This is a genomic window from Polaribacter pectinis (assembly GCF_014352875.1).
Taxonomy (GTDB): Bacteria; Bacteroidota; Bacteroidia; order Flavobacteriales; family Flavobacteriaceae; genus Polaribacter; species Polaribacter pectinis.
This window is the reverse complement of sequence record NZ_CP060695.1, coordinates 2,097,301-2,122,234: the sequence shown is the minus strand read 5'-3', so window position 1 is coordinate 2,122,234 and position 24,934 is coordinate 2,097,301. Positions and strand designations below refer to the sequence as shown.

The following is a 24,934-nucleotide window of genomic DNA, read 5'->3' as shown; positions in this document are numbered from 1 at the left end:
CGAAAGTTTTGGGTTTTCTTTTTTAATTTTTTTAAGAAGGAAATCCCAACATTTCTCCCATACCAACAGTAAATAACCAGCATCCATAAATAGCATGTTCAACAGAAACTAAAAAAGTAGATTTCGTTTTTTTGTAGGTAATTGCGAATAAAATTCCACCAATAAAAGTGATGACAATCACAATTGTGTTTTGAAAGAATAAATGTGCTAAAGAAAACAAGACAGCATTTATAAAAATAAACAATCTTTCATTTTTGAAAAGATTCTCATATCGCTTAAAGAAGAAGGTTCTAAAAAGTAATTCTTGGGGATAAACAGAAAAAAAAGCATAAATAAACAGAAATATCATCCATTTAAAAGGCTGGTTTAAGACTATTTCGAAAAGATTTTCTGTATCTGTAAACCAAACAAAAATAGTAGTAAAAACAGCAATAATTACGGACTTAAAAAGTGTCGTTTTCCAAAAGTTTTTTCAATGGATATCTTTTTTAATTTTAAACTGAATTTTTTCAACCTTTAAAATAACATACAAAACATAAGCAAAACCCAAAACCCCAATAATCAGTTTTAAGATTGACGAATAATCAAAGCAAAAACTAATTGGTATCAATATAAAAATAACAAAAAGTTCAATAAGTTTATAATTGGTAGATTGCATATTAAGTCAAGTTTATAGCAGTTGTGTTCTTCACTTTTTCAATGGTAAAAATACTGTGTGTACTCCCAATATATTTTATGGCAGTTAACTTTGTAACCATAAAATCTCTGTATTCGTCCATATCTTTTGCATAAATTTTTAGAATATAGTCATAATCGCCACTTACATGAAAACATTCCGAAACTTCTTCTAATTTTAAAATTTCACGTTCAAAAGTAGTTACATATTCTTTAGAATGTTGCACTAATTTAATATGACAAAAAACTAAAAAAGATTTTTCAATTTTATTCTTGTTAATGATTGCCACATACTTTTCAATCACCTTTTCTTTTTCGAGTTTTTTAATCCGTTCATAAACAGCAGTTACAGATAAATTCAACTGTAAAGACAGTTGTTTTGTAGTCTGTTTACTGTCCTCTTGTAATAAATTGATCAGTTTTTTATCGATTTTGTCTAACATGTAAATTGAAAATTATCTAAAAATAGTAAAAATTTTAACTATTTATAGTTTATAAAACTAATTATGAGTTCAAAAATAGAAATAAAAACTGTATTTATTCAATTGTATTGATAAATAATCTATTTGCGGTTAATTTTGATTCAGATAAAAAACGAATAGTATGAAATTCAATCCAGCAGATAAAATTCAAGATTTACAATACTTTGGCGAATTCGGAGGTGTAAATCCATCCATTTCAGATTCATCAACTTACACTTTCATATCCGCAAAAACAATGTTCGATACTTTTGAGGGAAATGCAGATGGTTGTTATTTATATTCTCGTCATTCCACGCCATCAAATTTATATTTAGGCGAAGCATTAGCAGCAATGGAAGGCACAGAAACTGCCAACGTTTCAGCATCAGGAATGGGCGCAATTACCCCAGTTTTAATGCAATTGTGTGGAGCAGGAGACCATATTGTTTCAAGTAGAACAATTTACGGTGGAACCTATGCTTTCTTAAAGAATTTCACTCCAAGATTTAATGTAGAAACCACTTTTGTAGACATCACAAAGTTGGATGTTGTAGAAGCAGCAATCACAAAAAACACCAAAGTTTTATATTGCGAAGCAGTAAGTAATCCACTTTTAGAAGTTGCAGATATTGCAGGTTTATCAGCGTTAGCTAAAAAACACAATTTACAATTAGTGGTAGATAATACGTTTTCTCCACTGTCAATTTCTCCAGCAAAATTAGGTGCAGACATTGTTTGCCACAGTTTAACAAAATTTATAAACGGCTCTTCAGACACAGTCGGTGGTGTGGTTTGTGGTTCGCAAGAATTAATTAACAATTTGCGAAATGTAAACGATGGTGCAAGTATGTTGCTGGGTTCTACAATGGATAGTTTGCGAGCGGCATCAATTCTTAAAAACATGAGAACCTTGCATATTCGAATGAAACAACACAGTTTTAATGCTTCTTTTTTGGCAGAAAAGTTCGAAAAAGATGGATTAAAAACAGTGTATCCAGGTTTAGAATCTCATCCTTCCCATCATTTATTCAAAAAAATGATGAATCCAGAGTATGGTTTTGGAGGAATGTTAACCATTGATGTTGGTTCTTTGGACAAAGCCAATGAATTAATGGAGTTAATGCAACACAAAAATTTGGGTTATTTGGCTGTGAGTTTAGGTTTTTATAAAACGTTGTTTTCTGCTCCAGGAAGTTCTACTTCTTCCGAAATACCAGAAGACGAGCAAAAAGAAATGGGCCTTTCAGACGGTTTAATTCGTTTTTCAATCGGTTTAGACAACGATATTAAGCGAACTTACCACATGATGAAATCTTGCATGCAAGAAGTAGGAGTTTTGTAAAATTATTTGGGCGTTCCCTTTCAGGTCAGGCTTTCGCACTCGCTTTTTTTGTGAAAAACAAAAAAGAGCTCAAACAATTGCTCAATCCTTAACGCGAATTGCAAACCCGAAAAGGAAGTAATTTAAAAATACAAATAGATTTTTCAGACCTCACAGGTTTTAAAAACCTGTGAGGTCTATATTTTCATATAGAAAACGAACAGTTACTTCAGATTTTCTAAAGAATGAAGAGAAATAAACCAAGAAATTTTAAATTTACCTAAAACCTAAAACCTAAAACCTAAAACCTAAAACCTAAAACCTAAAACCTAAATCCCCCAAAAACGTTCTGTAAACTTCGAAAAATCTTCTTTGCTTGGCGGGTTTCCATTAAAAGGTAAAATATCCCATTCTTCATTTTCGTAAAAAACAGTAAAATTAAAAACAGATGTATTTATATCATCAGGGTTTAACATTGGGTAACGTAAATCTGTGTATTTATAAGTCCCAATTTTTTCCTTTTTGTAAACATTGTAATAACCATTACTAAACCAAGCCAATTTTTGTAGATTTTCGTCATTCATGTCTATTAAATGGTGTTGTTTATCAACTGTAATTATTTTTTCTGCAGTTTTACTTTTATCAAAAAGAGAATAAAAAGTAAGATGATATTTGTCTTCAGTTTCTGCAACTGCGTACCATAAAATATTATTTAGAATGGTTGGTTGTGCAGAAAAACGATTGTAAGAAACTCCAGCTTTTTCAAAAGATTTCTCAAATACGGAATCGATATATAGTTTATTACCAATTGTAAAAATCATGTAAGCAGAACTAATATAAATTCCTGCTTTTGTCCATTTTAATCTTTTCGAATTTGTTCTTTTCAGAAATAAAACCACAATTAAACAGATTAAAAAAGGTAGTGTATATAAAGGATCAACAACAAAAATATTATTAAAAGCAATTCTATAATCAGAAAAAGGAGCAAAAAGTTGTGTTCCATAAGGTGTAAAACAATCTAAAATAGGATGCGTAAAAAGTGATACAAAGAATAACCAAATCCAATCTTTTTGAGTGGTAGAATTTAACCTTTTTCCAGTATTGTAGAGTTTATGAATGATCCAACCAAAGAGAAAAGCCCCCAAGATTGAAAATAAAATAGAGTGCATAAAACCACGATGAAAAACCATCGCATTAATTTCATTGTCATACAAAAGTCCACCAATAAAAACATCTAAATCTGGAATTGTACCACCAATTGCCCCAAACAATAAAGCTTTATTTCCAGTTTTTTTACCGAGAATAATTTCGCCACAAGCAGCACCTAAAACAATTTGCGTTAATGAATCCATAAACGTAAAAATAGTGTAACCAAATCAATTTGCATAACTTCTTCTAAAATCGTAACATTACAGTACAAAAATTTATAAAATGCCAGACGAAAAAAATCTTTCAGAAATAAATATTGAAGATCAAAAAATTATTGAAAACAAAGAGTTAAATCTTTTAGAATCTTTAATTCCTGTGGTAATATTAATGTGTTTACTGGCATATAATATCTTTTTTGTGGAAGGACAAGAGTGGTTAGGAGGTTATACAAATCAGTACATTTTATTAATGGGAGGTATAGTTGCAGCAGCAGTTGGCTTTTTTAATAAAGTGTCTTTTTCGAGAATGATTGCAGAAGTTTGGGAAAACTGGAAAAGCGTTTTTGTACCAATTATGATTCTTTTTTTAGTAGGAGCATTAGCAGGAACTTGGCTCGTTAGTGGAATTATTCCAGCTATGGTTTATTATGGTTTGCAAGTTTTAAGTCCGGAAATATTTTTACCAGCATCTGTAATAATTGCAGCTATAATTTCGATTGCAACAGGAAGTTCTTGGACAACTTCTGCAACAGTAGGTATTGCTTTGGTAGGTATTGGAAGCGCTTTAGGAATTGCACCAGGAATGATTGCTGGAGCCGTAATTTCAGGAGCATATTTTGGCGATAAAATGTCTCCACTTTCAGATACTACAAATTTAGCGCCAGCAATGGCTGGTACAGATTTGTTTACGCACATAAAATATATGGCAATTACAACAGTGCCAACTATTATAATTACTTTAATTGTATTTGCAATTATTAGTGGAAATATAGATACTACAGGAAGTGCAGATATTAGTAATCTGTTAGCTTCAATTGATAATACGTTTCATATTTCGCCTTGGTTATTTTTAGTTCCAGGAATTGTAATTGCAATGATTTTAATGAAAACAAAACCATTAATTGCATTAGGAACTGGAGTTGTTTTAGCTGCAGTTTTTGCATTTATTTTTCAAGGAGATGTGTTAGCAAGTCTATCTGACTCTAAATTTTCTTCAATAATTAATTCCATTTTAACAGATACAAATATTGAAACTGATGATGAGAAATTATCAGAATTATTTTCTTCTGGTGGAATGAATGGAATGATTTGGACAATTCTATTAATAATCTGTGCAATGGTTTTTGGTGGTATTATGGATGCGATTGGAGCTTTAGCAAAAATTACAAAGAGTTTATTATCTGTAGCAAGTTCAGTATTTGGATTGTTTGCAAGTACAGTTGTAAGTTGTTTGGGATTAAATGCAATAGCATCAGACCAATATTTAGCAATTGTTATTCCTGGGAAAATGTTTAAAAAAGCGTATGAAGATAAAGGTTTAGCTCCAGAAAATTTAAGTAGAACTTTAGAAGATTCTGGAACTGTAACTTCGGTTTTAATTCCTTGGAATACTTGTGGTGCTTACCAAAGTAGCGTTTTAGGGGTTTCTGTAGCAGATTATTTTGTGTATGCTATTTTTAATTATTTAAGTCCGTTTACGACTTTGTTATTTGCAGCTTTAAATATTAAGATTAGACAGTTGGTAAAGAAATAAAATGATTGTTAAAGCAACACTTTCAGATGCAAAACAACTCACAGAAATCGCCTTAAAATCCAAAGCTATTTGGGGTTATTCTAATGAGTTAATAGAAAGTTGGCGAGAAGATTTAACAGTAATACCAAAAATGTTCGAAGATTTTAATATCTATAAATATCTTGTGAATAATGAAATTGCAGGATTCTATATTTTACACAGAGCAAATATTAGAACCAGTTTTTTAGAGTTTCTATTTGTTTCTCCTAGTTTTATAAAAAAAGGAATTGGCAAACAACTATTAGACCACGCAATTGAATATTGTATTGGAGGTTCATCTGCAATTTTAAATGTGTTATCAGATCCAAATGCGGAATCATTTTATGCAAAACATGGTTTTAAAGTAATAGGAAGAAGAGAAAGTTCTGTTGAAGGTAGATTGTTGCCAGAAATGGAATTAGAGTTTCCTGAAAACATGTAGTTTTGTCTTCAAAAAGATTTATTAAACCATGCAAAGAGAGATTAAACTTATTATTGATAGATTTAGAGAATTCTTATCTAAAAAAATCAATAAATATGATGAGAAGTTACCATACATAATCACAGTTATAATTGCTTTAATAGTTGTTGTTTCTGGTATAAAACTCTTTGTAAAACTTACTGAAAATTTACATACAGATTTATTAGGAACCTTTGATGCAAAAATTACAGAGTATATAATTTCTTTTAGAAACTCTTCTTTAACACACTACTTTACTTTTGTAACTGAAGTAGGAGATGCTGTAGGATATCTTATTGTTTTTCCATTATGTTCTTTACTATTTTATTTAGTTTTTAAAAGATGGAAATATGCAGGCCAGTTGACTTTAATATTACTTTTAGCATTAAGTTCTAACGTAATTTTAAAGCAAATAATTAACAGAGCAAGACCAACTTTAGAGCATTTGGTAACTGTAGAAACTTTAAGTTACCCAAGTGGTCATGCAATGACAGCTATGGCTTTTTATGGTTTTCTAATTTATTTAATTGCCACTTTTAATATTCGTAAGATTTTTAAATTCTTAATTATAACAGTTTTGGCTTTACTGATTTTAAGTATAGGAATTAGTAGAATTTATTTAGGTGTACATTTCCCTTCAGATGTTTTCGGCGGATTTATTGCCGGTTTTGTTTGGGTAATTTTCTGTGTTCTATTATTGAATCTTTTAAAAGTTTTTAAAACAGATCCTAAAACATAATTTTAGTTTGGACACAGTTCAATAATAAGAAATCTTACTTTTTTACTTTATAAGAAAGGATATTTACAATTGTAGAAATTAGTAATAAGACCCAAGGAGTCCCATGTAAAAGAACATCAAACCAATCTGCGGATTTCATTCCATGTTCTGGAGAAAAAGCATTTCCACCTAAAATCCATTGCAATTTACCCCAAATATGTGGCGGATTAAAAGGAGCCAAACCTAAAGTTAAACTTGCTAATAGAAAAAGTTTCCAATTATTTTTAAGTTGATTTTTCATAATTAAGAAGTTTAAAGTTTTTTGTATTAAATAAACCAATTCCAAACCAATCCAAAACGGATTGTAAAATCTCTATAAGGATAATTTGGTGCAGAAAAATAATTCTTTTTAGAAAAATCTGAAGTTGCATTATCAATCTTTAAATACAAACGAGTTCTTCTTACTTGTGCATTAAAAAAAACATCAAAAGTAGGGTAGCCAATTTGCTCATCATTCTGTATTCTAAATTCTGACAAAATTGGGTCGTAAGCATTTGCATTGTATGCTGTAAAATATTTAAAAGTCACACCAATATTTACCAACATTGGTTTTCCTTTAAACCAATAATCTGTGTAATAGAATGTGTTTCTAGTTACAAATTCTGGAACTCTAAAAACAGAACTTCCGCTACTAACGTTTTGATACATTATAGTATTGTCTAAAGCAAATTTACCAAGTCTAAACTCTCTATTAACTTTCGCTTTTAAATAGGTAATTTGATCTGCAAATTGTTGAGGTTGACTATCCTCATCAAAATACGTGTAGTTGTCTATGTTTGTAAAATTAAGTGAACCATTTAGCCATTTAGACTCTAAAGTAAAACCTAAATCCCTCGTATTTACGTTACTAAAATTGTTTTGCCAATTGTATTTATCATAACTATTTTGGTGTAAAAGCGTGTTGAAATTTGCAGATTTAGAACTGATTAGCAAACTTCCTTTTAAAGCAAAAACACTGTCTTTTTTATAAACAGCTTCACCCTTTAAAAAGTTACCAGACAATCTGCTACTTCCTGGAGTTAAATTACCTGTTGCATTCAATTGAAAGTTATTAATTTTAGCATTCCAATCTGCACCAACAGAAATTGCTTTTCCTTCTAATTTGGTTTTAGAAATGTTACTATTTGTGTTTAAAATAGTATCGTAACCATAACTATAATTTGTAAAATTTAATTTTGCTTTAAATTGGCCAAGTACATATTTAGAGTTAAAATCTAGGTTTAATTCGTTATTTGTAATTACACTTTTTGCTTCATTTTGGTTTGCACCAGAATCATTTCTGTCACCAAAAATACCAGTTGTAGTTGTTTTTTGTGTAAAGTTGTATGTTTTTGTTTCTGTGGTAAAAACATGCCCAATTTTTAAATTACTAAAATCTTTTTCTTTAAGACTGTCTTTACTAGAAAGTAATTTATAACTGTGTTCGTAATAAACCCTGTTTCCATCAAACTGATTTTCTGCATCATCTAGGTTTACATCTAAACGTGCTCTTGTTGTAAAGTTAGGATCATCGTCTATAAAATTTTGCAAGTCATCTGCAGGCAAACCACCATTTTCTTGATTGAAAAAATCTTGTGTGGTTAAATGTCCTCGCATTTCATATTGGTTTTCTTTAGTTCTGTAATGGAAAGCACCTCTAAAATTACCATTACTAACCAAAGCTCTTCTATAAGCTCCAAGAGAACGCAAACCTTTATAAGATAAAGAAACATTTAATCTCTTATGAAAATTAACAGTAAACAAAGCATCTAAAACTTGCCCTTGTTGCAAACCAGTTCTATAAAGAATTTCTGTAGTTGGTGTTGGTACTTCGTAATATTTTATCTCATCAATCTCTAAATAACTAAACTGTTTAGCAGTAAAACCAATATCTGGTAAAAAGCTTAAATTATTAAAAGAATATCCTAAATTATTAAAAGTTTGACCCTGATTATGAAAAGCTAACAATTCAAAATTATCAGTTCTTAAATAATTAAATTTGTATTCTTTTTCAATAGTTAATGTAGTGTCTATATAAGTTGTATCCCTTTTATGAGAGAAGATTTTATAATCTGTATACTTTGTTTTTCCATTCAATTTTACAGTTATTTCTCCAGAACTAGCAATAGAATCATTGCCAATTCTATTAATATTACTAAAGCCATTATTTTGCCCTTTGTTTGGTCTTTGAGAAAACACAGATTGTATTCCAAAGAAAAGAAGCGTAATTAATATAAAAAATGGTTTGTTCATAGATTATTTCTGCAATGACAAATGTAAAATAATTTAACGAAAATAATAGTTAATAATTATAAGGAATACTGTTAATTAAACAACCTTCTTTCTTTTAAATTTAGAGATGTATAGCTAAAAAATTTCTTTTCTTTGTAATATGTTACAATTAAACTACAGTGGTTTTTCTTTAGAGGCTGGTACAGATGAAGCTGGCAGAGGTTGTTTGTCTGGTCCAGTTGTAGCTGCAGCAGTTATTTTGCCAGAAGGTTTTTCGCATCCATTTTTAAATGATTCCAAGCAATTATCGAAAAAAAGAAGAGATGAATTAAGACCTTTTATCGAAGAAAATGCAATCGCTTTTGGAGTTTCTTTTGTTTGGCAACAAGAAGTAGATAAAATAAATGTTTTACAAGCTTCAATTACAGGAATGCATCGTTCTATAGAAGCTCTAAAAATTGCGCCAGAATTTATTATTGTAGATGGTAATAAGTTTAAAAATTATAAAGAAATTCCGCATGAAACCATTGTAAAAGGAGATGCTAAATTTATGAGCATTGCAGCTGCATCTGTTCTAGCAAAAACGTATAGAGATGAATATATGGCAAAAATTCATCAAGAATTTCCAATGTACAATTGGGCAAAAAATAAAGGTTACCCTACTAAAGAACATAGAAGTGCAATTAGAGAATTTGGCGCCACAGATTACCACAGAAAAACGTTTAAATTGTTGCCAGAACAACTAAAGTTGAAACTTTAAAATTAAGAAAGCGTTTTTTATTTGTAGCTATTTCCTGCTTTCACTACTCGCTTTTTTTGTTGAAAAAACAAAAAAGAGCTCAAACAAGCCGTTCAATCAGGGCTAAACTTTTTTATGAACTTTTAGCATTTTAATTTTAAAAACTAATTCATTTATTTAAAAACTTCAACTATTTTTACGCTCTCAATTTTACAAGATGATTAAAAAAACACGCGCAGAAATTACCAAATGCATACTTCATAAAGTAGCAAATAAATTCAATAGTGGTCAGAATGCTTTTTCTGAAGATTTAATTCGTTTCGATCAAGAAAGTTACGATTTAATGAAGAACTTCTTACTAAAACCATTTGGCAGTTTAACGCAAAGTTACCGTTTTACAAATCATGCAGATGTGCGTTTAAACGAATTAAATAACTATGCATCTGAAGTATTTAAAGAAGAAGCTTCTTTTGTAGAACATTCTAAAAACATTGTAAATCATTTATTTGAACAATCAAATTCCGCACAAATAAAAACAGGAGATGTACTTGTTGTTTTTATTGAAGGAATAGAATATAAAGATGTTTTAACAGAAGCAGTGGGTGTTTTTAAAATTGAGAATAAAGTAGATTTCTTTCAAACATATTTAGACGATAATGAAAGTTTCGATGTTGTGGTTCAGAAAGGAATTTCAACAAAAAGATTAGATAAAGGATGTTTAATTCTAAATACATCAGACACAGAAGGAACTGTGGTTTTTTCTGTAGATAATAACAATTACGATGCTCAATATTGGATTAAAAATTTCTTAAATGTAAAATTGGCAGATGATTATAATTCTCATACACAGAGTTATTTAGAAATGTGTAAAGAATTTTCTGAAGAAGTAATAAAGCCAGAATTAGGTATGCAACAGCAAGGTAATTTCTTGGCAAATACTGTAGATTATTTTAAAGAAAACGAATCTGTAGATTATGCTACTTTTAAAGACGAGGTTTTTGATGATGAGAAGCATAAAGAACAGTTTGACGAGTATAAAAAACACTTCGAAAACTTAAACGATGTCTTAATTAGAAATAATTTCGATGTTTCTGGAGTTGTTTTAAAGAAAGAAAAAAGTAAACTAAAAACCGAAATAAAACTCGACACAAACATCATTATTAAATTAGACGTAGATGCGCCTGAAGCAGCTTCAGAATATTTAGAAAGAGGTTATGATGAAGAGAAAAAAATGAAGTATTACAAAGTGTACTTCAACGAAGAGAAATAAGTATCAATATTAAAAGTAATAAAAAAGATTCCTGTGAAAACAGGAATCTTTTTTATTACTTTTAAATAAAAGCTTCAACCTCAAAAAGGTTTTTAAAATGCTTTAATATTTTTTGTTTCACTTCTTCTTGGTCAATTTTTTTTCCAAGTTCAGATTCCATTGTAGCAACCGCTTTTCCTCTAATTCCACAAGGAATAATATTATCGAAATAACCTAAATTTGTATTAACGTTTAGTGCAAAACCATGCATAGTTACCCAGCGTGAAGAACGAATTCCCATAGCACAAATTTTACGAGCAAAAGGAGTTCCAACATCTAACCAAACACCAGTTTCGCCATCACTTCTTTCTCCTTTTAAACCATATTCTGCAATGGTTAAAATAATAGTTTCTTCTAAAAGACGAAGGTATTTATGAATGTCTGTAAAAAAATTTTCTAAATCTAAAATAGGATACCCAACAATTTGTCCAGGTCCATGGTAGGTAATATCTCCACCACGATTTATTTTGTAAAAAGTAGCTCCTTTTTCTTTAAGTTGCTTTTCATTTAAAAGAAGATTACTTAAATCGCCACTTTTCCCTAAAGTGTACACATGAGGATGCTCTACAAAAAGAAAGTGGTTTTCCGTTTTTTTGTTGAGGTTTTTTCTCCTATTATTAATTTTTACATCAACAATTTCTTGTAATAATTGTGTTTGAAAGTCCCAAGTTTCCTTGTAATCTTTTATGTTTAGGTCTTTTAGTAGTATGTTTCTGTTCATAATCTCGACTACAAAGATAAATATTTACTTATATTTGGGTGTTACATTTATGTTATAAAACGTTTTATTATGAAAACAAAAATACTTTTCTTTCTTACTTTTTTGATGTTCTTTTCTTCTTTTGGAGAAATCAATGCACAACAATTATGGAGTGAACTTAATAAGCAAGACAATTCAATTTTAGAAAGTGAAATTCTTCAAAAGAAAAACTTTCCTTCAACTTATAAGTTATTTGCATTAGATATAACTGCATTAAAAAGTGAGTTAGCTTTACAGTCTAGAAATAGTGAAACTATTATTGAATTACCCAATTCAAAAGGAGGTTTGTCAAAATTCAAAATTAAAGAAACTTCGAACTTTGATGAGGAATTAGCTTCAAAATTTCCAATGATAAAATCCTATTCTGCACAAGGAATTGAAGATCCAACAGCGGTTGCAAAAATTAGTATTGGAGTAGATGGTTTTCATGCCATTGTTTTTTCAGGAAAAGAAAAAACAATGTACATAGACCCATATTCTAAAAATAATCAGAATTATATTTTATACAAACGAAACGATGTAACTAATGCCGATGATAATTTTACATGTCAAGTTAAAGAAAGTTTTTCTAAAGGTAATTTAACGTCTAATAATGTTGTAGAAAACGCTAACGATGGGCAATTAAGAACATTTCGTTTGGCTTTGGCTTGTAGTGCAGAGTATGCAGATTTTCAATTAAATAGACAAGGTGTTTCGGTTTCAGCAACAGATGCAGTAAAAAAAGCTGCAGTTTTATCTGCCATGAATACAACAATGACTAGAGTTAATGGTGTATATGAAAAAGACTTGTCTGTTAAAATGGTTTTAGTTGGTAATAATGAAGATATTGTTTTTTTAGACACCAATACAGATGGTGTTTCTGATGTGAATCAACAAGGTATTGCAAGTACAATTATAAATGAAGTTCAAACAATTTGCGATAATGAAATTGGTAACGCAAATTACGATATTGGGCATATCTTTACAATAAATGGAGATGGTTTAGCTGGTGGAGGTGTTGTTTGTCTGTCAGGTCAAAAAGCTAGAGGAGTAACAGGAAGAAGTCAGCCAGTAAATGATCCTTATGATATTGATTATGTTGCACACGAAATGGGGCATCAATTTGGAGCAAATCACACTCAAAATAATTCTTGTAATAGAAATTTATCTACAGCTGTAGAGCCGGGAAGTGCTTCTACAATTATGGGGTATGCAGGTATTTGTTCGCCAAATGTTCAAGGTAATAGTGATGATCATTTTCATGCAGTAAGCATTGCAGAAATGTGGAACACAATTCAGTCTACTGCAAGTTGTGGTGCATTAAGTGTAACCAATAATAATGCTCCAACTGCAAATGCTGGTTTAGATTACAGCATTCCAAAATCTACTCCTTTTGTTTTAAAAGGAATAGGAGCAGACGTAGATGGTGCTTCTAGTTTAACCTATAATTGGGAACAAATAGATAACGAAGTAGCGTCTATGCCACCACTTTCTACAAATTCTGGCGGACCAATGTTTAGATCTTTGCCTTCAAATACTTCTCCAAATAGATATATGCCAGATTTAGCTACAGTTGTTGCTGGGAATACATCTACAACTTGGGAAGTTTTACCATCAGTAGCAAGAAATTTAAATTTTTCTTTTTTAGTAAGAGATAACAATGCTGGTGGTGGAAGTACTGCAAGAGATGATATGGAAATTACGGTAACAAATGCAGATGCATTTACGGTTTCTGCTCCAAATTCGGCTGTTTCTTGGGATGTTGGCTCAACACAAACCATTACATGGAATAAAGGGACTACAGATGCTGCACCAATAAATTGCCAGAATGTAAATATTAAATTATCTGTTGATGGAGGTTTAACTTTTCCAATAACAATAAAAGCAAACACACCTAATGATGGTTCAGAAGATGTGGTAATTCCTAATAATTCATCTACAACTGCTAGAATTATGGTGGAAGCTGCTGACAATATTTTTTATAATGTCAACAGTACAAATTTTACAATAAATTCTACATTACCAACATTTATTATGAACAATACAAGTGGTATACAATCTGCTTGTAATACAGGAAATCAAACTGTAAGTTATGTGTTAAATTTAGATTTTATAAATGGGTTTTCTGAAACTGTTTCATTTGTAACGTCGGGAGAACCTTCAGGATCTTCAGTTTCATTTAGTCCAAATACTATTAATAATGATGGTAATGTAACCATGACAGTTTCTAATCTTAATGGAGTATCACCACAATCTTACACTATTAAAGTTGATGGAAATGCGAACACGGTAAATCAAACCACAAATGTTACTTTAAATATAACAACGTCTACTTTTGGTTCATTAACATTAACATCTCCTGCTGATGCTGCAACAAATGTAGGTATGTTTGATGATTTAACATGGAATTTAGACACAAATGCTTCTAATTACGATGTTCAAGTTGCATCTGATAATGGGTTTTCAACTATAGTTTCTAGCGGAAATGTTACAACAAATTCTTACACTTTATCAGGACTTTCCGGGAATACAACATATTACTGGCGAGTAAAACCTAAAAATAGTTGTGGAGAAGGAACGTTTTCTAATGCCTTTAGTTTTACAACAATAACGCCATCTTATTGCGAATCTAATTTTACAGATGAAATAGGAGGGTCTGAACATATTACAAACGTTACATTTAATACCATTAATAACAACTCTGGTAATAATACAGTTGATGGATATGAAGATTTTACAACAATAAATACCAATGTAAAAAGAGGGGAATCTCATCAAGTTAGTGTTACTTTAGACACTGCAGGTTTTCAAGATCACGTTTATGTATTTATAGATTGGAACCAAGATTATGTATTTAATAAAACAGATGAAAGGTATGATTTAGGTACGGAATTAGCAGATGTTGGTACCAGAACTTTTAATATTTCAGTGCCAAATGATGCTGTTTTTGGAGCAACAACTATGAGGGTTGTAATAGAATATGATGATCCTTCAGATGGTTTTGGAGATGGGCCTTGTGATACAGATCACTTAACTGAATGGGGAGAAACAGAAGATTATACTGTTGTTGTAGATAATACGGCTTCTATAGAAGATGTCACATTTAATGGGTTTAATTTGTATCCAAATCCAACTGCTGGAGCATTTACTTTAAATCTAGAAGTTTTAAACACAGATAAAGTTTCTGTTCAGTTGTTTGATGTTAGGGGAAGGTTAATTGGTGAAAAAGAATATGCCAATACTAAAACTAATTTCTCTGAAAGTATCTTTTTTGAAAAAGCTTCATCTGGCTTGTATTTATTAAAAGTTACAAATGGCAAAAAGCAAACTACTAGAAAGTTGATTATCAATTAAGAATTAAAAGTATTCACGATATGAGCCACATTATGAGAATAATGTGGTTTTTTTATGACTAATTACCAAAAAATAAAGTGTGTAAATATCTTCCTGGAGTAAATGTAAAACCACCTGCAATAATTAGTGCACCAAAATAAAGTAGTATCATTTTTATTTTATGTTTTTTTACTTGTCCTTTTTTTATGGCGATAATTGCAGTGGGAACACTGTATAAAGTTAAGAAGCTAAATAGGTGTATATAACCAAAATGATTTAAAAATTGTGGACCAACATAAGCTGGCATAAATAAAGTGATGATTGCAGTCGTAAACATTAAAATCATATAAACTTTACCTAAAGATTTATGAAAAGGAGTTCCTTTTTTTACAGATAGTAAATAAGCACCAATAAAAAAGCAAGGTACAACTGTAAACAAGTGTGTGTATAATAAATATTTATAATCCATAATCTAAAAAAGTAATTGTCTAAAATAAGGAAATAAAAAAACCGCATCAATTTTGATGCGGTTAATTAAAAATATTTTTTTCTGATTATCCTAAAAAAGGGTACTTGTAATCTGTAGGAGTTACAAATGTTTCTTTTATTAATCTAACAGAAGTCCAACGTAATAAGTTTTGCGCAGAACCAGCTTTATCATTTGTTCCAGAAGCTCTTGCTCCACCAAATGGTTGCTGTCCAACAACTGCTCCTGTTGGTTTGTCATTTATATAAAAGTTTCCAGCGGCATTTTCTAATGCTTTAGAAGCTTTTTCAACAATATATCTATCAGTAGAGAAAATTGCACCAGTTAAAGCGTATTCTGTAGATTCATCAACTAATTTTAATGAAGCTTCCCATTCTGCATCTTCATAAACAAAAACTGTCATAACAGGGCCAAATAATTCAGTTGTCATGGTTGCATACGTTGGTGATTTTGCTAAAATAACAGTAGGTTCAATAAAATATCCAACAGATTTATCGTGGTTTCCACCTATAATAATTTCTGCATCTTTATCTGCTTTTGCAGCATCAATAAAACTTGCTATTTTGTCAAAAGAACCTTCATGTATAACTGCATTTACAAAATTATTGGTGTCTTCTGGAGAACCCATTTTAATTTCGTTTGTTTGAGCTTTAACATGTTTCTTAACTTCTTCCCATAAAGAAGCAGGAATATAAGCTCTTGAAGCAGCAGAACATTTCTGACCTTGATATTCAAAAGAACCTCTTACAATTGCAGTTGCAATTTGTAAAGGATTAGATGAATTATGTGCCCAGATAAAATCTTTACCACCAGTTTCTCCAACAATTCTTGGATATGTTTTATATGTATGGATATTATTACCAATTTGTTTCCAAAGGTTTTTGAAAACATGAGTTGAACCTGTAAAATGCAATCCAGAAAAATCTGGAGAAGATAAACAAGCATCAGAAATCATAACAGGATCTCCATAAACAACATTAATAACACCATCTGGCAAACCAGCTTCTTTAAATAAATCTACAATTACTTGTGCAGAATATGCTTGGTGATCAGATGGTTTCCAAACAACTACATTACCCATTAAAGCTGCTGCTGCAGGTAAGTTTGCTGCAATAGAAGTAAAGTTAAAAGGAGAAATTGCATAGACAAAACCTTCTAAAGGTCTATATTCAACTCTGTTCCAAATTCCTGGTGCAGAAGCTGGCTGATCTTTAAAAATATCAGTCATGTATTGTACATTAAATCTAAAGAAATCTATCATTTCACAAGCAGCATCAATTTCTGCTTGGTGTACATTTTTAGATTGTGCAATCATTGTAGAAGCATTCATTCTTGCTCTGTAAGGTCCTGCTAAAAGTTCTGCAGCCTTTAAGAAAATAGAAGCTCTTTCCATCCAAGAAACGCTAGACCAAGCTTCTCTTGCAGCTAAAGCTGTAGAAATTGCTTCATCTATATGAGATTTCTCTGCAACATGATATTGCCCAACCACATGTTTATGGTCATGAGGAGGTGTAATGTTTCTTGTGTTTCCTGTTCTAACTTCTTTACCATTAATGTGCATAGGCACATCAATATTGCTGTTGAACATTGCTTTATAAGTTGCTAATACTTCTTCTCTTTCTGGAGAACCAGGAGCGTAACCTTTTACTGGTTCGTTAACTGCTGTTGGAACATTGAAAAATCCTCTTGCCATTCTGTATGTTTTTAATATTAAATCTATTAATTTTGAAGTTGCAAAGTTACAAATTTTATCAATCGATTTGAAGACTTTCAAAAATGAATTTTATTTGATAAATACATGTGCACAGTTACTTATTTACCTCTTGCTAATAATAATTTTATTTTAACTTCAAATAGAGATGAAACTCCTTTGAGAAAAACAATTCCACCAAAAAAATATATAGAAAATGGTGTGGAATTAACCTACCCAAAAGATGAATTAGCTGGAGGAACTTGGATTGGTTTAAGTGAAAAAAAACGATTGGTTTGTTTGTTAAATGGTGGATTTACAATTCATAAAAGAAAAGATTCTTATAAAATGAGTAGAGGAATTATTGTAAAAAATATCCTTACAAATGAAAATGCGCTTAATTATATAGAAACCTTCGATTTTAATGATATAGAACCTTTTACGCTTGTTTTTGTAGATTGGAATAAAGGTTTGGAAACCTACGAGTTAGTTTGGGACGGAGAAATTAAACATTTTAAAAAATTACCACAAGAACCTAAAATTTGGTCTTCTTCAACATTATATACCCAAGAAATGAAAGAATTAAGAAAAGATTGGTTTGCAAATTTTTTAAAAGAAAACCATGAGTTTCATCAACAAAAAATAATAGAATTTCATAAAAATGAAAATTTAGGAACTGTTGAAACTTCACCAAAAATGAAGCGTCATTTAGTAGAAACTGTAAGTATTACTTCAGTTAAAAAAACAGCTTTAGAAATTAATATGCAGTATCTAGATTTCCTTAATTAAGAGCACTAAAATAAGGCAAAAGAAACCAATAGTAAGAATATAATTCCGACTAAAGCAACAATAGAATAACTTACATTTAAGAGTATAAATTTAAAAAAAGTTTTAAAATATCCTTGTTGATAGAATTTCTTCATAGCAATTATTAGGTATAATAAAAACAGTACTGTAAAAATCCAAAGTTCTGGATTTACACCAAAAATTTCCAATAAAAAGAAAATTGAAAACAGCATAAAAAATACTGTTTGAATATGGAAAACAAAAATTAAATGATCTACATACGTATATTTTCTTCTGATGTAAAAAAGCTTTAAAAATAAAGTAAAAAGCGGAAGAAAAATAAATAAAGCAACAGAACCATAAGATAAAATTTGACTTAAAAATTGTTCTCTATTATCTTTCTTAACTAGAGAGTTTGCAACTTTTGCTCTTGTATATAGAAATCTGTTTGTGAAATTTTTATCATAATTCAAAGAATCTAAAGCTACATCTATTTTAGAATCTGGATATTTTTTCTGATACTTTATAAAATCATCTAACCTAGTGTCACCTCCAAAAGACAAGTTAATATCTCCACTTTTATCTATATCTACTGTTTTTGTAGAATCTCTAGCATCTTTTTCAATCTCTTCTAGAATTTTTTTTCTAGTCTCTTCCGGAATAGGGATAAAAGAATTCTTCAACTTTTCATCCATCTTATTTTTAATGGAATCTATCTTTTTATCGCTTATAACTTCCTTTTCCTTTGAAGTTTCTTTTTTTAGAACATCCGCAATATCTGCTTTGCTTTCTTGTGTTAGATCTTTATATTTTTCTTTGGTATTAGAAACACCAACAATTAAAAAGAAGATAATAGAAACTGTTAAATAAAAACGAAAAGGATTAGAGTAGCGTTGTCTTCTGCCTTCTACATAATTTTTAGAAACGGTACCAGGATTTATTAAAAGCGGAATAATAGTTTTCCAAAATTTAGCATCAAAATTGAATAAACCATTAAATATTTCATGAATAAAACTCTTAAAGGTAATTTTATTTCCTTTGTTGGCTTGTCCGCAATCTGGACAGAATTTTTCTTGTCCGTTAAACGGATGACCACAATTTAAACATTCTGGGTCTTTTATTTTTACTAAATTCTTTTTAGACTTTGTTAGTTTGATAGTGTAGTTGTTGTTAGTTGAAAAGTTGGTATAATTACTTTAAATTGCTCAAAAGTGTCAAGATTTATCATCGTGTAAAAACCTTTCATAGAACCAACATTAGATTCTAAAAGGCAACCAGAACTATAGGTGTAAACGTCGTTTGGTTTTAATATTGGTGTTTGTCCTACAACACCTTCTCCGCTTACAATTTCTGTTTTATTAAGAGAGTCGTAAATTTTCCAAAATCTATCTGTTAGTTTTACGGTTTCTGTAGAAGTGTTTTCAATAGTTATAAAGTACGAAAATACATGGCACAATCTATTATTTCTATAGCTAATACCATTGTGTTTTGTTTTTACAGAGATTTTAATTCCTTTTGTAATTTGTTGTACCATTATGAGTAAATGTAGTTTTTTTGACGAATACAAACAAATCTAAATAACGGTTTTATCTATTTTGATTGAAAAAACCTGTACCAACTCCAATTACACGTTCATAAAAACTTCCAAAAGGCTTGTAGTAAACTAGTACAGTATATTCGTTTTCGGTTTCATAAAAAGTACCATTAACATCATTTGTATTTACAATATTATCATCACCAACTGTTGCATAAGTGTAATTGTAAAAACCTTGTTTCATTAAGAAGCTTCCTTTGTATGTTTTTTCTGAAGGAAAATATTCCATTTTATTTTCTTCGGAAATGCTAAAATTATTAAAAGCTCCATAGATATAAATGTCTTTATTTTTAAAAGGTTCATCTACCAAAAGAGAAAAATGCATCATGGCATAATCAGATTCCGTTTTAGAATCTTGTGCTTCTAGCGTTCTAACAACAAACTGACCATTAATGTCTGGGTTGTATCTGTATTCTCGGTATTTGTTATAGGTAAAAGGATAGATGTAGTGATGAAAAACATCTTTCTTTTCAATTTGTACAATGTTTAAACTTTTATTTCTAACAAACTTACTGTCGAAGTTTAAATATTCATTTCCTCCCCAGAAATTGGTTTTGTTTGTATAGGTATATACAAGCTGATTTGGTTTAAAAAAAGTAGGTTGTAAATCTGTTATTTTTTCATTCCAATTATTATTTTTTATTACAGCAACGTTTATTTCTTGCCCTGGATTGTTAATTTTTAAGTTGGGGTGGTTTATTATAAATTGAACAGTCTGTTGAGAGTTTAGTGTTTTGGTATTTCTACTTCTAGCAACAGAAACACCTACTGTGGTTTCGTTTTCATACAAAACAAATTTTCTGGTAAAAACCACTTCGTTATAGCCATTTAAAACTGACAAAAGGTAGTTTCCGCTTTTAGTAATTACTGTATTTATGTTGGGAATTCTTACTGAATAATGCGTGTAGCTTTGTAATGTATTAAAAGAATTTGTTGCATCATTTATGTAATTTTGGTCAAAACCATCTATAAATTGACTGGACAGCAATCTGCTTTTTTTCCAGTCATGCGTCATGTGTTCTATTTTATATTGATATTCTTTACTATCTGCATCCAAATCATCAAAAGATAATTCTAAAACCGTTCCTAAAGGCACAATTGAGGTAAAATTGTTCTCTTGTAAAGGTCTTAATTGAATGGTTTTAATGTTTTGTGCTTCTAAAGAACACAAGGTAAATAGGGAAAAAAGAAATATTATTTTTTTAATCATCATACTAAATTATCTTTCAATTACAAGAATAATCAAATTTTAAGCCAAAAAAGAATAACGATAACGATTTCTAAAAATATATTATTTAGAATTATTATAAATAAGAATAATTCAGTAAGATTACCTTCAAAATATATCATTGTTAACCCTCAAAATCTTTAAATTTGCATGATTTTTTTAGATAACTAAATATTCCAATTTACTATGTCAAAAGACATTCGTATTAAAAAAGGCTTAGATATTAAGCTTGTTGGTCAAGCAGAAAAAACAACTACTTCTATTAATTTAAGTAGTGTTTATGCTGTAAAACCAGAAGACTTTCACGGAATTGTACCTAAACTTGTTGCCAAAGAAGGAGCTGAAGTAAAAGCGGGAGAAACACTTTTTTATTCAAAAAGTGACGAACGAATTTTATTTACAAGCCCCGTTTCTGGTAAAGTTACAGAGGTAATTCGTGGAGCAAGAAGAAAAGTATTAGCGGTAAAAATTACAGCAGACACAAATCAAGTTCATAAAGATTTTGGAACTAAAAATGCGACTTCTATGTCTGCAGAAGAAGTTAAAAATCATTTATTTACTTCTGGTTGTTGGCCTTTTGTAAAACAACGTCCTTATGACGTAGTTGCAAATCCTAATCAAGCACCAAAAGCAATTTTTATTTCGGCTTATGCAAGTGCACCTTTAGCAGCAGATTTAGATTATACTTTAGCTGGTAAAGAAGCAGAATTGCAAGCAGCAATAGATGCTATTTCTAAATTAACTGATGGAAAAGTACATGTTTCTGTAGGCGCTAATTCAAATTCTCCTTTATCAGGTTTAAAAGGAATTGAATTACATAAGGTTTCAGGACCACATCCCTCAGGAAATGTAAGTACTCAAATAGCAAAAATAGATCCTATTAATAAAGGTGAAGTTGTTTGGGTTGTTACACCACAAGATATAGTAGTTATTGGTGAATTATTCTTAACAGGAAAGTTAAATTTAACAAGAACAGTTGCTTTAACAGGATCTCAATTTAAGAATCCACAATATGTATCTGCAATTGCAGGAGCAACTATTTCAGATGTTACTGCAAATAATTTGAATGATGACAATACAAGAATTATCAGCGGAAACGTACTTTCTGGAAAGGAAGTGAAAGAAGATGAGTTTTTAGGTTATTATGACAATCAAATAACGGCAATTCCAGAAGGAGATGACTATGAGTTTTTTGGATGGAACAAACCAATTTTCAATAAAATTTCAACTTCAAGAGCTTTAACTTTTTCTTGGTTAACACCAAACAAAAAATTCGATTTGAACACTAACACAAATGGTGAACATAGAGCTTTTGTAGTAACTGGTTCTTATGAACAGGTTTTTCCTTTAGATATTTATCCAATGCAATTATTAAAAGCATTTATGTATAAAGATTTAGATGAAATGGAAGCTTTAGGAGGTTATGAAATAGCTCCAGAAGATTTTGCACTAACAGAATTTATTTGTGTGTCTAAACAGCCTCATCAAAAGATAATTAGAGAAGGTTTAGATTTAATGAGAGAAGAATTAGGATAAGATTATGGGCTTAAAACAAAATTTACATAATTTAAAAGAGAAATATAAAGGAACCAAAATGGCACCTGCGTTTAACGCAATCCATACCTTTTTATATTTACCGAACGAAGTTACTCATAAAGGAGGAACTCATATAAAAGCAGCAGACGATTTAAAGCGTACAATGAATATTGTAATTATGGCTTTAATTCCATGTTTGATTTTTGGAATGTTCAATGCAGGTTATCAACATTATGCAGCTATAGACGGTTCTTTAAGAACAGATGTTTTGGCTAATTTTTTCACTTTTGATAATCTTTGGATTGGAATCATAAAAGTATTACCACTAGTAATTGTTTCTTACGGAGTTGGTCTTTTAGTAGAATTTATTTTCGCAGTAATAAAAGGTCATGAAGTAGAAGAAGGTTATTTAGTAACAGGAATGTTAGTTCCATTAATTGTACCTGTAGACACACCTTTATGGATGTTGGCAGTTGCAGTTGTATTTGGAGTTGTAATTGGTAAAGAAGTTTTTGGTGGTACAGGAATGAATATCTTAAACCCAGCTTTAACAATTAGAGCATTCTTATTCTTTGCATATCCAACATGGATGTCTGGAGATAAAGTTTGGGTATATGACGCAGTAGAAAGAACAGGAACTGCAGATGCAATATCAGGAGAAACTATTTTAGGAAGCTACGCACAAAACCAAGAAGTAATTTATTCTACTTGGGACAAGTTTGCAGGTTTTATTCCTGGTTCTATTGGAGAAACTTCAACTTTATTAATATTATTAGGTGCAGCATTTTTAATTTTTACAAAAATTGGAAGCTGGAGAATTATTGTTTCAACATTTATTGGAGCAGCAGTAATGGGCTTAATTTTCAATCAAATTGTAGCAGCAGATATTATTACAGAATCTAGTAAGTTTTACGGATTAATGAACACAGTTTGGTGGGAACACTTAATGATTGGTGGTTTAGCATTCGGAGCCGTTTTTATGGCAACTGATCCTGTAACAGCATCGCAAACAAATAAAGGAAAATGGATTTACGGTTTCTTAATTGGTTTTATATCAATAATGATACGTGTATTTAATCCTGCATATCCAGAAGGCGTATTTTTAGCAATTTTATTGATGAATGTATTCGCTCCAACAATAGACCATTATGTGGTTCAAGGAAACGTAAAGAAAAGATTAAAACGTACTAAAGTTAAAACTGCCTAATTATGAGTAAGAGAACAGATAGTAATGGATATACAATGGTTTTCGCCGTAATTATGGTGTTAATCGTTGGTTCTTTGTTAGCTTTTTTAGCATCGTCTTTAAAACCTACAATCAAAGAAAACGAAAGAATAGAAAAGCAGCAAAACATTTTGTATGCTATGGGTATAAATGAAAATGATGATTCTAGTGCAAATTTTGTTTCGACAGAAGTTGCAGGAGATGAGTTTAAGAAATATATCACAAAACAATTAGTTATAGTTGTTGAAGGTGATAAAATTGTTAAACAGCAGAATAGGGCAGAATATATGGCTGAAAACAATAAACAAGAACCTTATTTAATTGATGTTAAAAAGCAACAAACATTAGCCAAAGAAGGGAAACAAAGAAAGTTACCTTTATTTGTTGGTGAGAAAGATGGTAAAACATTTTATGTAGCACCAATTAGAGGAAAAGGTCTTTGGGATGCAATTTGGGGATATGTTTCTATGGATGAAAATATGGTTGTACAAGGAGCATATTTCGATCATAAAGGAGAAACACCTGGTTTAGGAGCAAACATCAAACAACGTTACTTTATGGACGATTTTATTGGTGAACATTTGTTAGACGATTCTGGTTATTTCCAAGGAATTACTGTTGCCAAAGGTAACAACGATCCAAAGAACGAAGAAAAAACAGATTATGAAGTAGATGCAATTGCTGGTGCAACAATTACTGGTGATGGTGTTTCTGCAATGATTAAGAAAGATTTGGCAATGTATGTGCCATATTTTAAAACATTAAAAAAATAATTTATGGGACTTTTATCAAAAAAAGACGCAAAATTAATAACAGATCCATTAGCGGATAATAACCCAATTACTATTCAAGTATTAGGTATTTGTTCTGCTTTAGCTATTACAGCAGAGCTAGAAGCTTCAATAGTAATGTCGGTTTCTGTATTATTTGTATTAGGATTAGGAAACGTAGTTATTTCTTTAATGAGAAATATCATTCCATCTAAAATTAGAATTATTGTTCAACTTATTGTAGTTGCAACTTTGGTAATTATTGTTGATTTAGTTCTAAAAGCCTTTGCTTATGAATTAAGTAAAACATTATCCGTTTTCGTAGGATTAATTATTACAAACTGTATTATTATGGGACGTTTTGAGGCTTTTGCTTTAGGAAACGGACCATGGAAATCTTTTTTAGACGGAATTGGTAATGCACTAGGTTATGGTGTAATCTTAATAGTAGTTGGTTTCTTTAGAGAATTATTAGGTTCTGGTACTTTATTAGGATTTAAAGTTTTAGGAGATCCAATCGAAAAAACTGGGTTGTATGCAATAGGGTATGAAAATAACGGGTTTATGTTATTGTCTCCAATGGCATTAATTGTAGTTGGTATAATCATTTGGATTCAACGTAGTAGAAATACATCATTAATAGAAGAAAATTAAAATTTGGGTTTTAGTTGAT

General features: G+C 30.3%; 23 protein-coding genes. 12 read left to right on the top strand and 11 right to left on the bottom strand.

Going from position 1 to position 24,934, the window contains the following annotated elements; all coding sequences use genetic code 11:
• Positions 1–31: 31 nt before the first annotated feature.
• Both H9W90_RS15445 and H9W90_RS09545 read right to left on the bottom strand, forming a co-directional pair.
• The gene (locus H9W90_RS15445) at positions 32–349 is read right to left on the bottom strand and encodes a CPBP family intramembrane glutamic endopeptidase (protein ID WP_254712471.1); all 318 of its coding nucleotides are present in this window, start codon (positions 347–349) and stop codon (positions 32–34) included.
• A 310-nt stretch (positions 350–659) separates the two neighbouring features.
• A complete protein-coding gene (locus H9W90_RS09545; RefSeq protein WP_187481384.1) occupies positions 660–1,118 on the bottom strand; it encodes an Lrp/AsnC family transcriptional regulator in 459 nt (152 codons plus the stop codon).
• A gap of 160 nt (positions 1,119–1,278) precedes the next feature.
• Between H9W90_RS09545 and H9W90_RS09540 the strand changes: the two genes are divergently transcribed.
• Positions 1,279–2,478 carry an aminotransferase class I/II-fold pyridoxal phosphate-dependent enzyme gene (locus H9W90_RS09540; protein ID WP_187481383.1) on the top strand — a complete coding sequence of 400 codons (1,200 nt, stop codon included), beginning with the start codon at positions 1,279–1,281 and terminating at the stop codon, positions 2,476–2,478.
• 308 nt (positions 2,479–2,786) lie between these two features.
• On the opposite strand, the gene H9W90_RS09535 is transcribed toward H9W90_RS09540, so the two are convergent.
• Complete coding sequence (locus H9W90_RS09535) at positions 2,787–3,809, bottom strand: metal-dependent hydrolase (RefSeq protein WP_187481382.1); 1,023 nt, start codon at positions 3,807–3,809, stop codon at positions 2,787–2,789.
• Positions 3,810–3,888: 79 nt separating this feature from the next.
• On the opposite strand from H9W90_RS09535, the gene nhaC reads away from it, so the two are divergent.
• Genes nhaC through H9W90_RS09520 form a run of 3 tightly spaced genes read left to right on the top strand, consistent with a single transcriptional unit; the run spans position 3,889 to position 6,575 of the window.
• Positions 3,889–5,358 carry a Na+/H+ antiporter NhaC gene (nhaC, locus tag H9W90_RS09530; RefSeq protein WP_088355416.1) on the top strand — a complete coding sequence of 490 codons (1,470 nt, stop codon included), beginning with the start codon at positions 3,889–3,891 and terminating at the stop codon, positions 5,356–5,358.
• Between the two features lies 1 nt (position 5,359).
• Positions 5,360–5,818: a GNAT family N-acetyltransferase gene (locus H9W90_RS09525; RefSeq protein ID WP_187481381.1), complete on the top strand. Its 459-nt coding sequence runs from the start codon at positions 5,360–5,362 to the stop codon at positions 5,816–5,818.
• Between the two features lie 28 nt (positions 5,819–5,846).
• Positions 5,847–6,575 carry a phosphatase PAP2 family protein gene (locus tag H9W90_RS09520; protein WP_187481380.1) on the top strand — a complete coding sequence of 243 codons (729 nt, stop codon included), beginning with the start codon at positions 5,847–5,849 and terminating at the stop codon, positions 6,573–6,575.
• Between the two features lie 34 nt (positions 6,576–6,609).
• On the opposite strand, the gene H9W90_RS09515 is transcribed toward H9W90_RS09520, so the two are convergent.
• Together H9W90_RS09515 and H9W90_RS09510 are read right to left on the bottom strand one after the other, a co-directional pair.
• Complete coding sequence (locus H9W90_RS09515) at positions 6,610–6,855, bottom strand: hypothetical protein (protein ID WP_187481379.1); 246 nt, start codon at positions 6,853–6,855, stop codon at positions 6,610–6,612.
• A 26-nt stretch (positions 6,856–6,881) separates the two neighbouring features.
• Entirely contained in the window at positions 6,882–8,846 is a 1,965-nt protein-coding gene (locus tag H9W90_RS09510; RefSeq protein WP_187481378.1) for a putative porin, read from the bottom strand.
• A gap of 139 nt (positions 8,847–8,985) precedes the next feature.
• On the opposite strand from H9W90_RS09510, the gene rnhB reads away from it, so the two are divergent.
• Together rnhB and H9W90_RS09500 are read left to right on the top strand one after the other, a co-directional pair.
• A complete protein-coding gene (gene rnhB, locus H9W90_RS09505) occupies positions 8,986–9,585 on the top strand; it encodes a ribonuclease HII (protein ID WP_187481377.1) in 600 nt (199 codons plus the stop codon).
• A 196-nt stretch (positions 9,586–9,781) separates the two neighbouring features.
• A complete protein-coding gene (locus tag H9W90_RS09500) occupies positions 9,782–10,834 on the top strand; it encodes a nucleoid-associated protein (protein WP_187481376.1) in 1,053 nt (350 codons plus the stop codon).
• A 61-nt stretch (positions 10,835–10,895) separates the two neighbouring features.
• Here H9W90_RS09500 and lipB read toward each other — a convergent pair whose 3' ends face one another.
• Complete coding sequence (gene lipB / locus H9W90_RS09495; RefSeq protein ID WP_187481375.1) at positions 10,896–11,594, bottom strand: lipoyl(octanoyl) transferase LipB; 699 nt, start codon at positions 11,592–11,594, stop codon at positions 10,896–10,898.
• A gap of 69 nt (positions 11,595–11,663) precedes the next feature.
• On the opposite strand from lipB, the gene H9W90_RS09490 reads away from it, so the two are divergent.
• Entirely contained in the window at positions 11,664–14,966 is a 3,303-nt protein-coding gene (locus H9W90_RS09490; protein WP_254712470.1) for a reprolysin-like metallopeptidase, read from the top strand.
• A gap of 58 nt (positions 14,967–15,024) precedes the next feature.
• Here the strand turns inward: H9W90_RS09490 and H9W90_RS09485 are convergent, their stop codons facing one another.
• Together H9W90_RS09485 and pruA are read right to left on the bottom strand one after the other, a co-directional pair.
• Positions 15,025–15,414: a DUF2306 domain-containing protein gene (locus H9W90_RS09485; RefSeq protein ID WP_187481374.1), complete on the bottom strand. Its 390-nt coding sequence runs from the start codon at positions 15,412–15,414 to the stop codon at positions 15,025–15,027.
• Between the two features lie 85 nt (positions 15,415–15,499).
• Positions 15,500–17,125: an L-glutamate gamma-semialdehyde dehydrogenase gene (gene pruA, locus H9W90_RS09480; RefSeq protein ID WP_187481373.1), complete on the bottom strand. Its 1,626-nt coding sequence runs from the start codon at positions 17,123–17,125 to the stop codon at positions 15,500–15,502.
• 105 nt (positions 17,126–17,230) lie between these two features.
• On the opposite strand from pruA, the gene H9W90_RS09475 reads away from it, so the two are divergent.
• Positions 17,231–17,911, top strand: a complete 681-nt coding sequence (locus H9W90_RS09475; RefSeq protein ID WP_187481372.1) for an NRDE family protein — start codon at positions 17,231–17,233, stop codon at positions 17,909–17,911.
• Positions 17,912–17,916: 5 nt separating this feature from the next.
• Here H9W90_RS09475 and H9W90_RS15440 read toward each other — a convergent pair whose 3' ends face one another.
• The 3 genes from H9W90_RS15440 to H9W90_RS09460 form a co-directional block, all read right to left on the bottom strand.
• On the bottom strand, positions 17,917–18,603 hold the full coding sequence (locus H9W90_RS15440) for a hypothetical protein (protein WP_254712469.1): 687 nt from the start codon (positions 18,601–18,603) through the stop codon (positions 17,917–17,919).
• A gap of 452 nt (positions 18,604–19,055) precedes the next feature.
• Complete coding sequence (apaG, locus tag H9W90_RS09465) at positions 19,056–19,442, bottom strand: Co2+/Mg2+ efflux facilitator ApaG/CorD (protein WP_187481371.1); 387 nt, start codon at positions 19,440–19,442, stop codon at positions 19,056–19,058.
• A 52-nt stretch (positions 19,443–19,494) separates the two neighbouring features.
• Positions 19,495–20,712: a type IX secretion system plug protein gene (locus tag H9W90_RS09460; protein ID WP_187483964.1), complete on the bottom strand. Its 1,218-nt coding sequence runs from the start codon at positions 20,710–20,712 to the stop codon at positions 19,495–19,497.
• Between the two features lie 204 nt (positions 20,713–20,916).
• Between H9W90_RS09460 and H9W90_RS09455 the strand changes: the two genes are divergently transcribed.
• The 4 genes from H9W90_RS09455 to H9W90_RS09440 are packed head-to-tail and all read left to right on the top strand — an operon-like array spanning position 20,917 to position 24,915.
• A complete protein-coding gene (locus H9W90_RS09455) occupies positions 20,917–22,266 on the top strand; it encodes a Na(+)-translocating NADH-quinone reductase subunit A (protein ID WP_187481370.1) in 1,350 nt (449 codons plus the stop codon).
• Positions 22,267–22,270: 4 nt separating this feature from the next.
• Positions 22,271–23,473 (top strand): NADH:ubiquinone reductase (Na(+)-transporting) subunit B, encoded by a 1,203-nt coding sequence (locus H9W90_RS09450; RefSeq protein WP_187481369.1) that lies wholly within the window; start codon positions 22,271–22,273, stop codon positions 23,471–23,473.
• Between the two features lie 2 nt (positions 23,474–23,475).
• Positions 23,476–24,264, top strand: coding sequence for a Na(+)-translocating NADH-quinone reductase subunit C (locus tag H9W90_RS09445; protein WP_187481368.1), 789 nt, complete (start codon positions 23,476–23,478; stop codon positions 24,262–24,264).
• A 3-nt stretch (positions 24,265–24,267) separates the two neighbouring features.
• Positions 24,268–24,915, top strand: coding sequence for an NADH:ubiquinone reductase (Na(+)-transporting) subunit D (locus H9W90_RS09440; protein WP_187481367.1), 648 nt, complete (start codon positions 24,268–24,270; stop codon positions 24,913–24,915).
• The last annotated feature ends 19 nt before the right edge of the window (positions 24,916–24,934 follow it).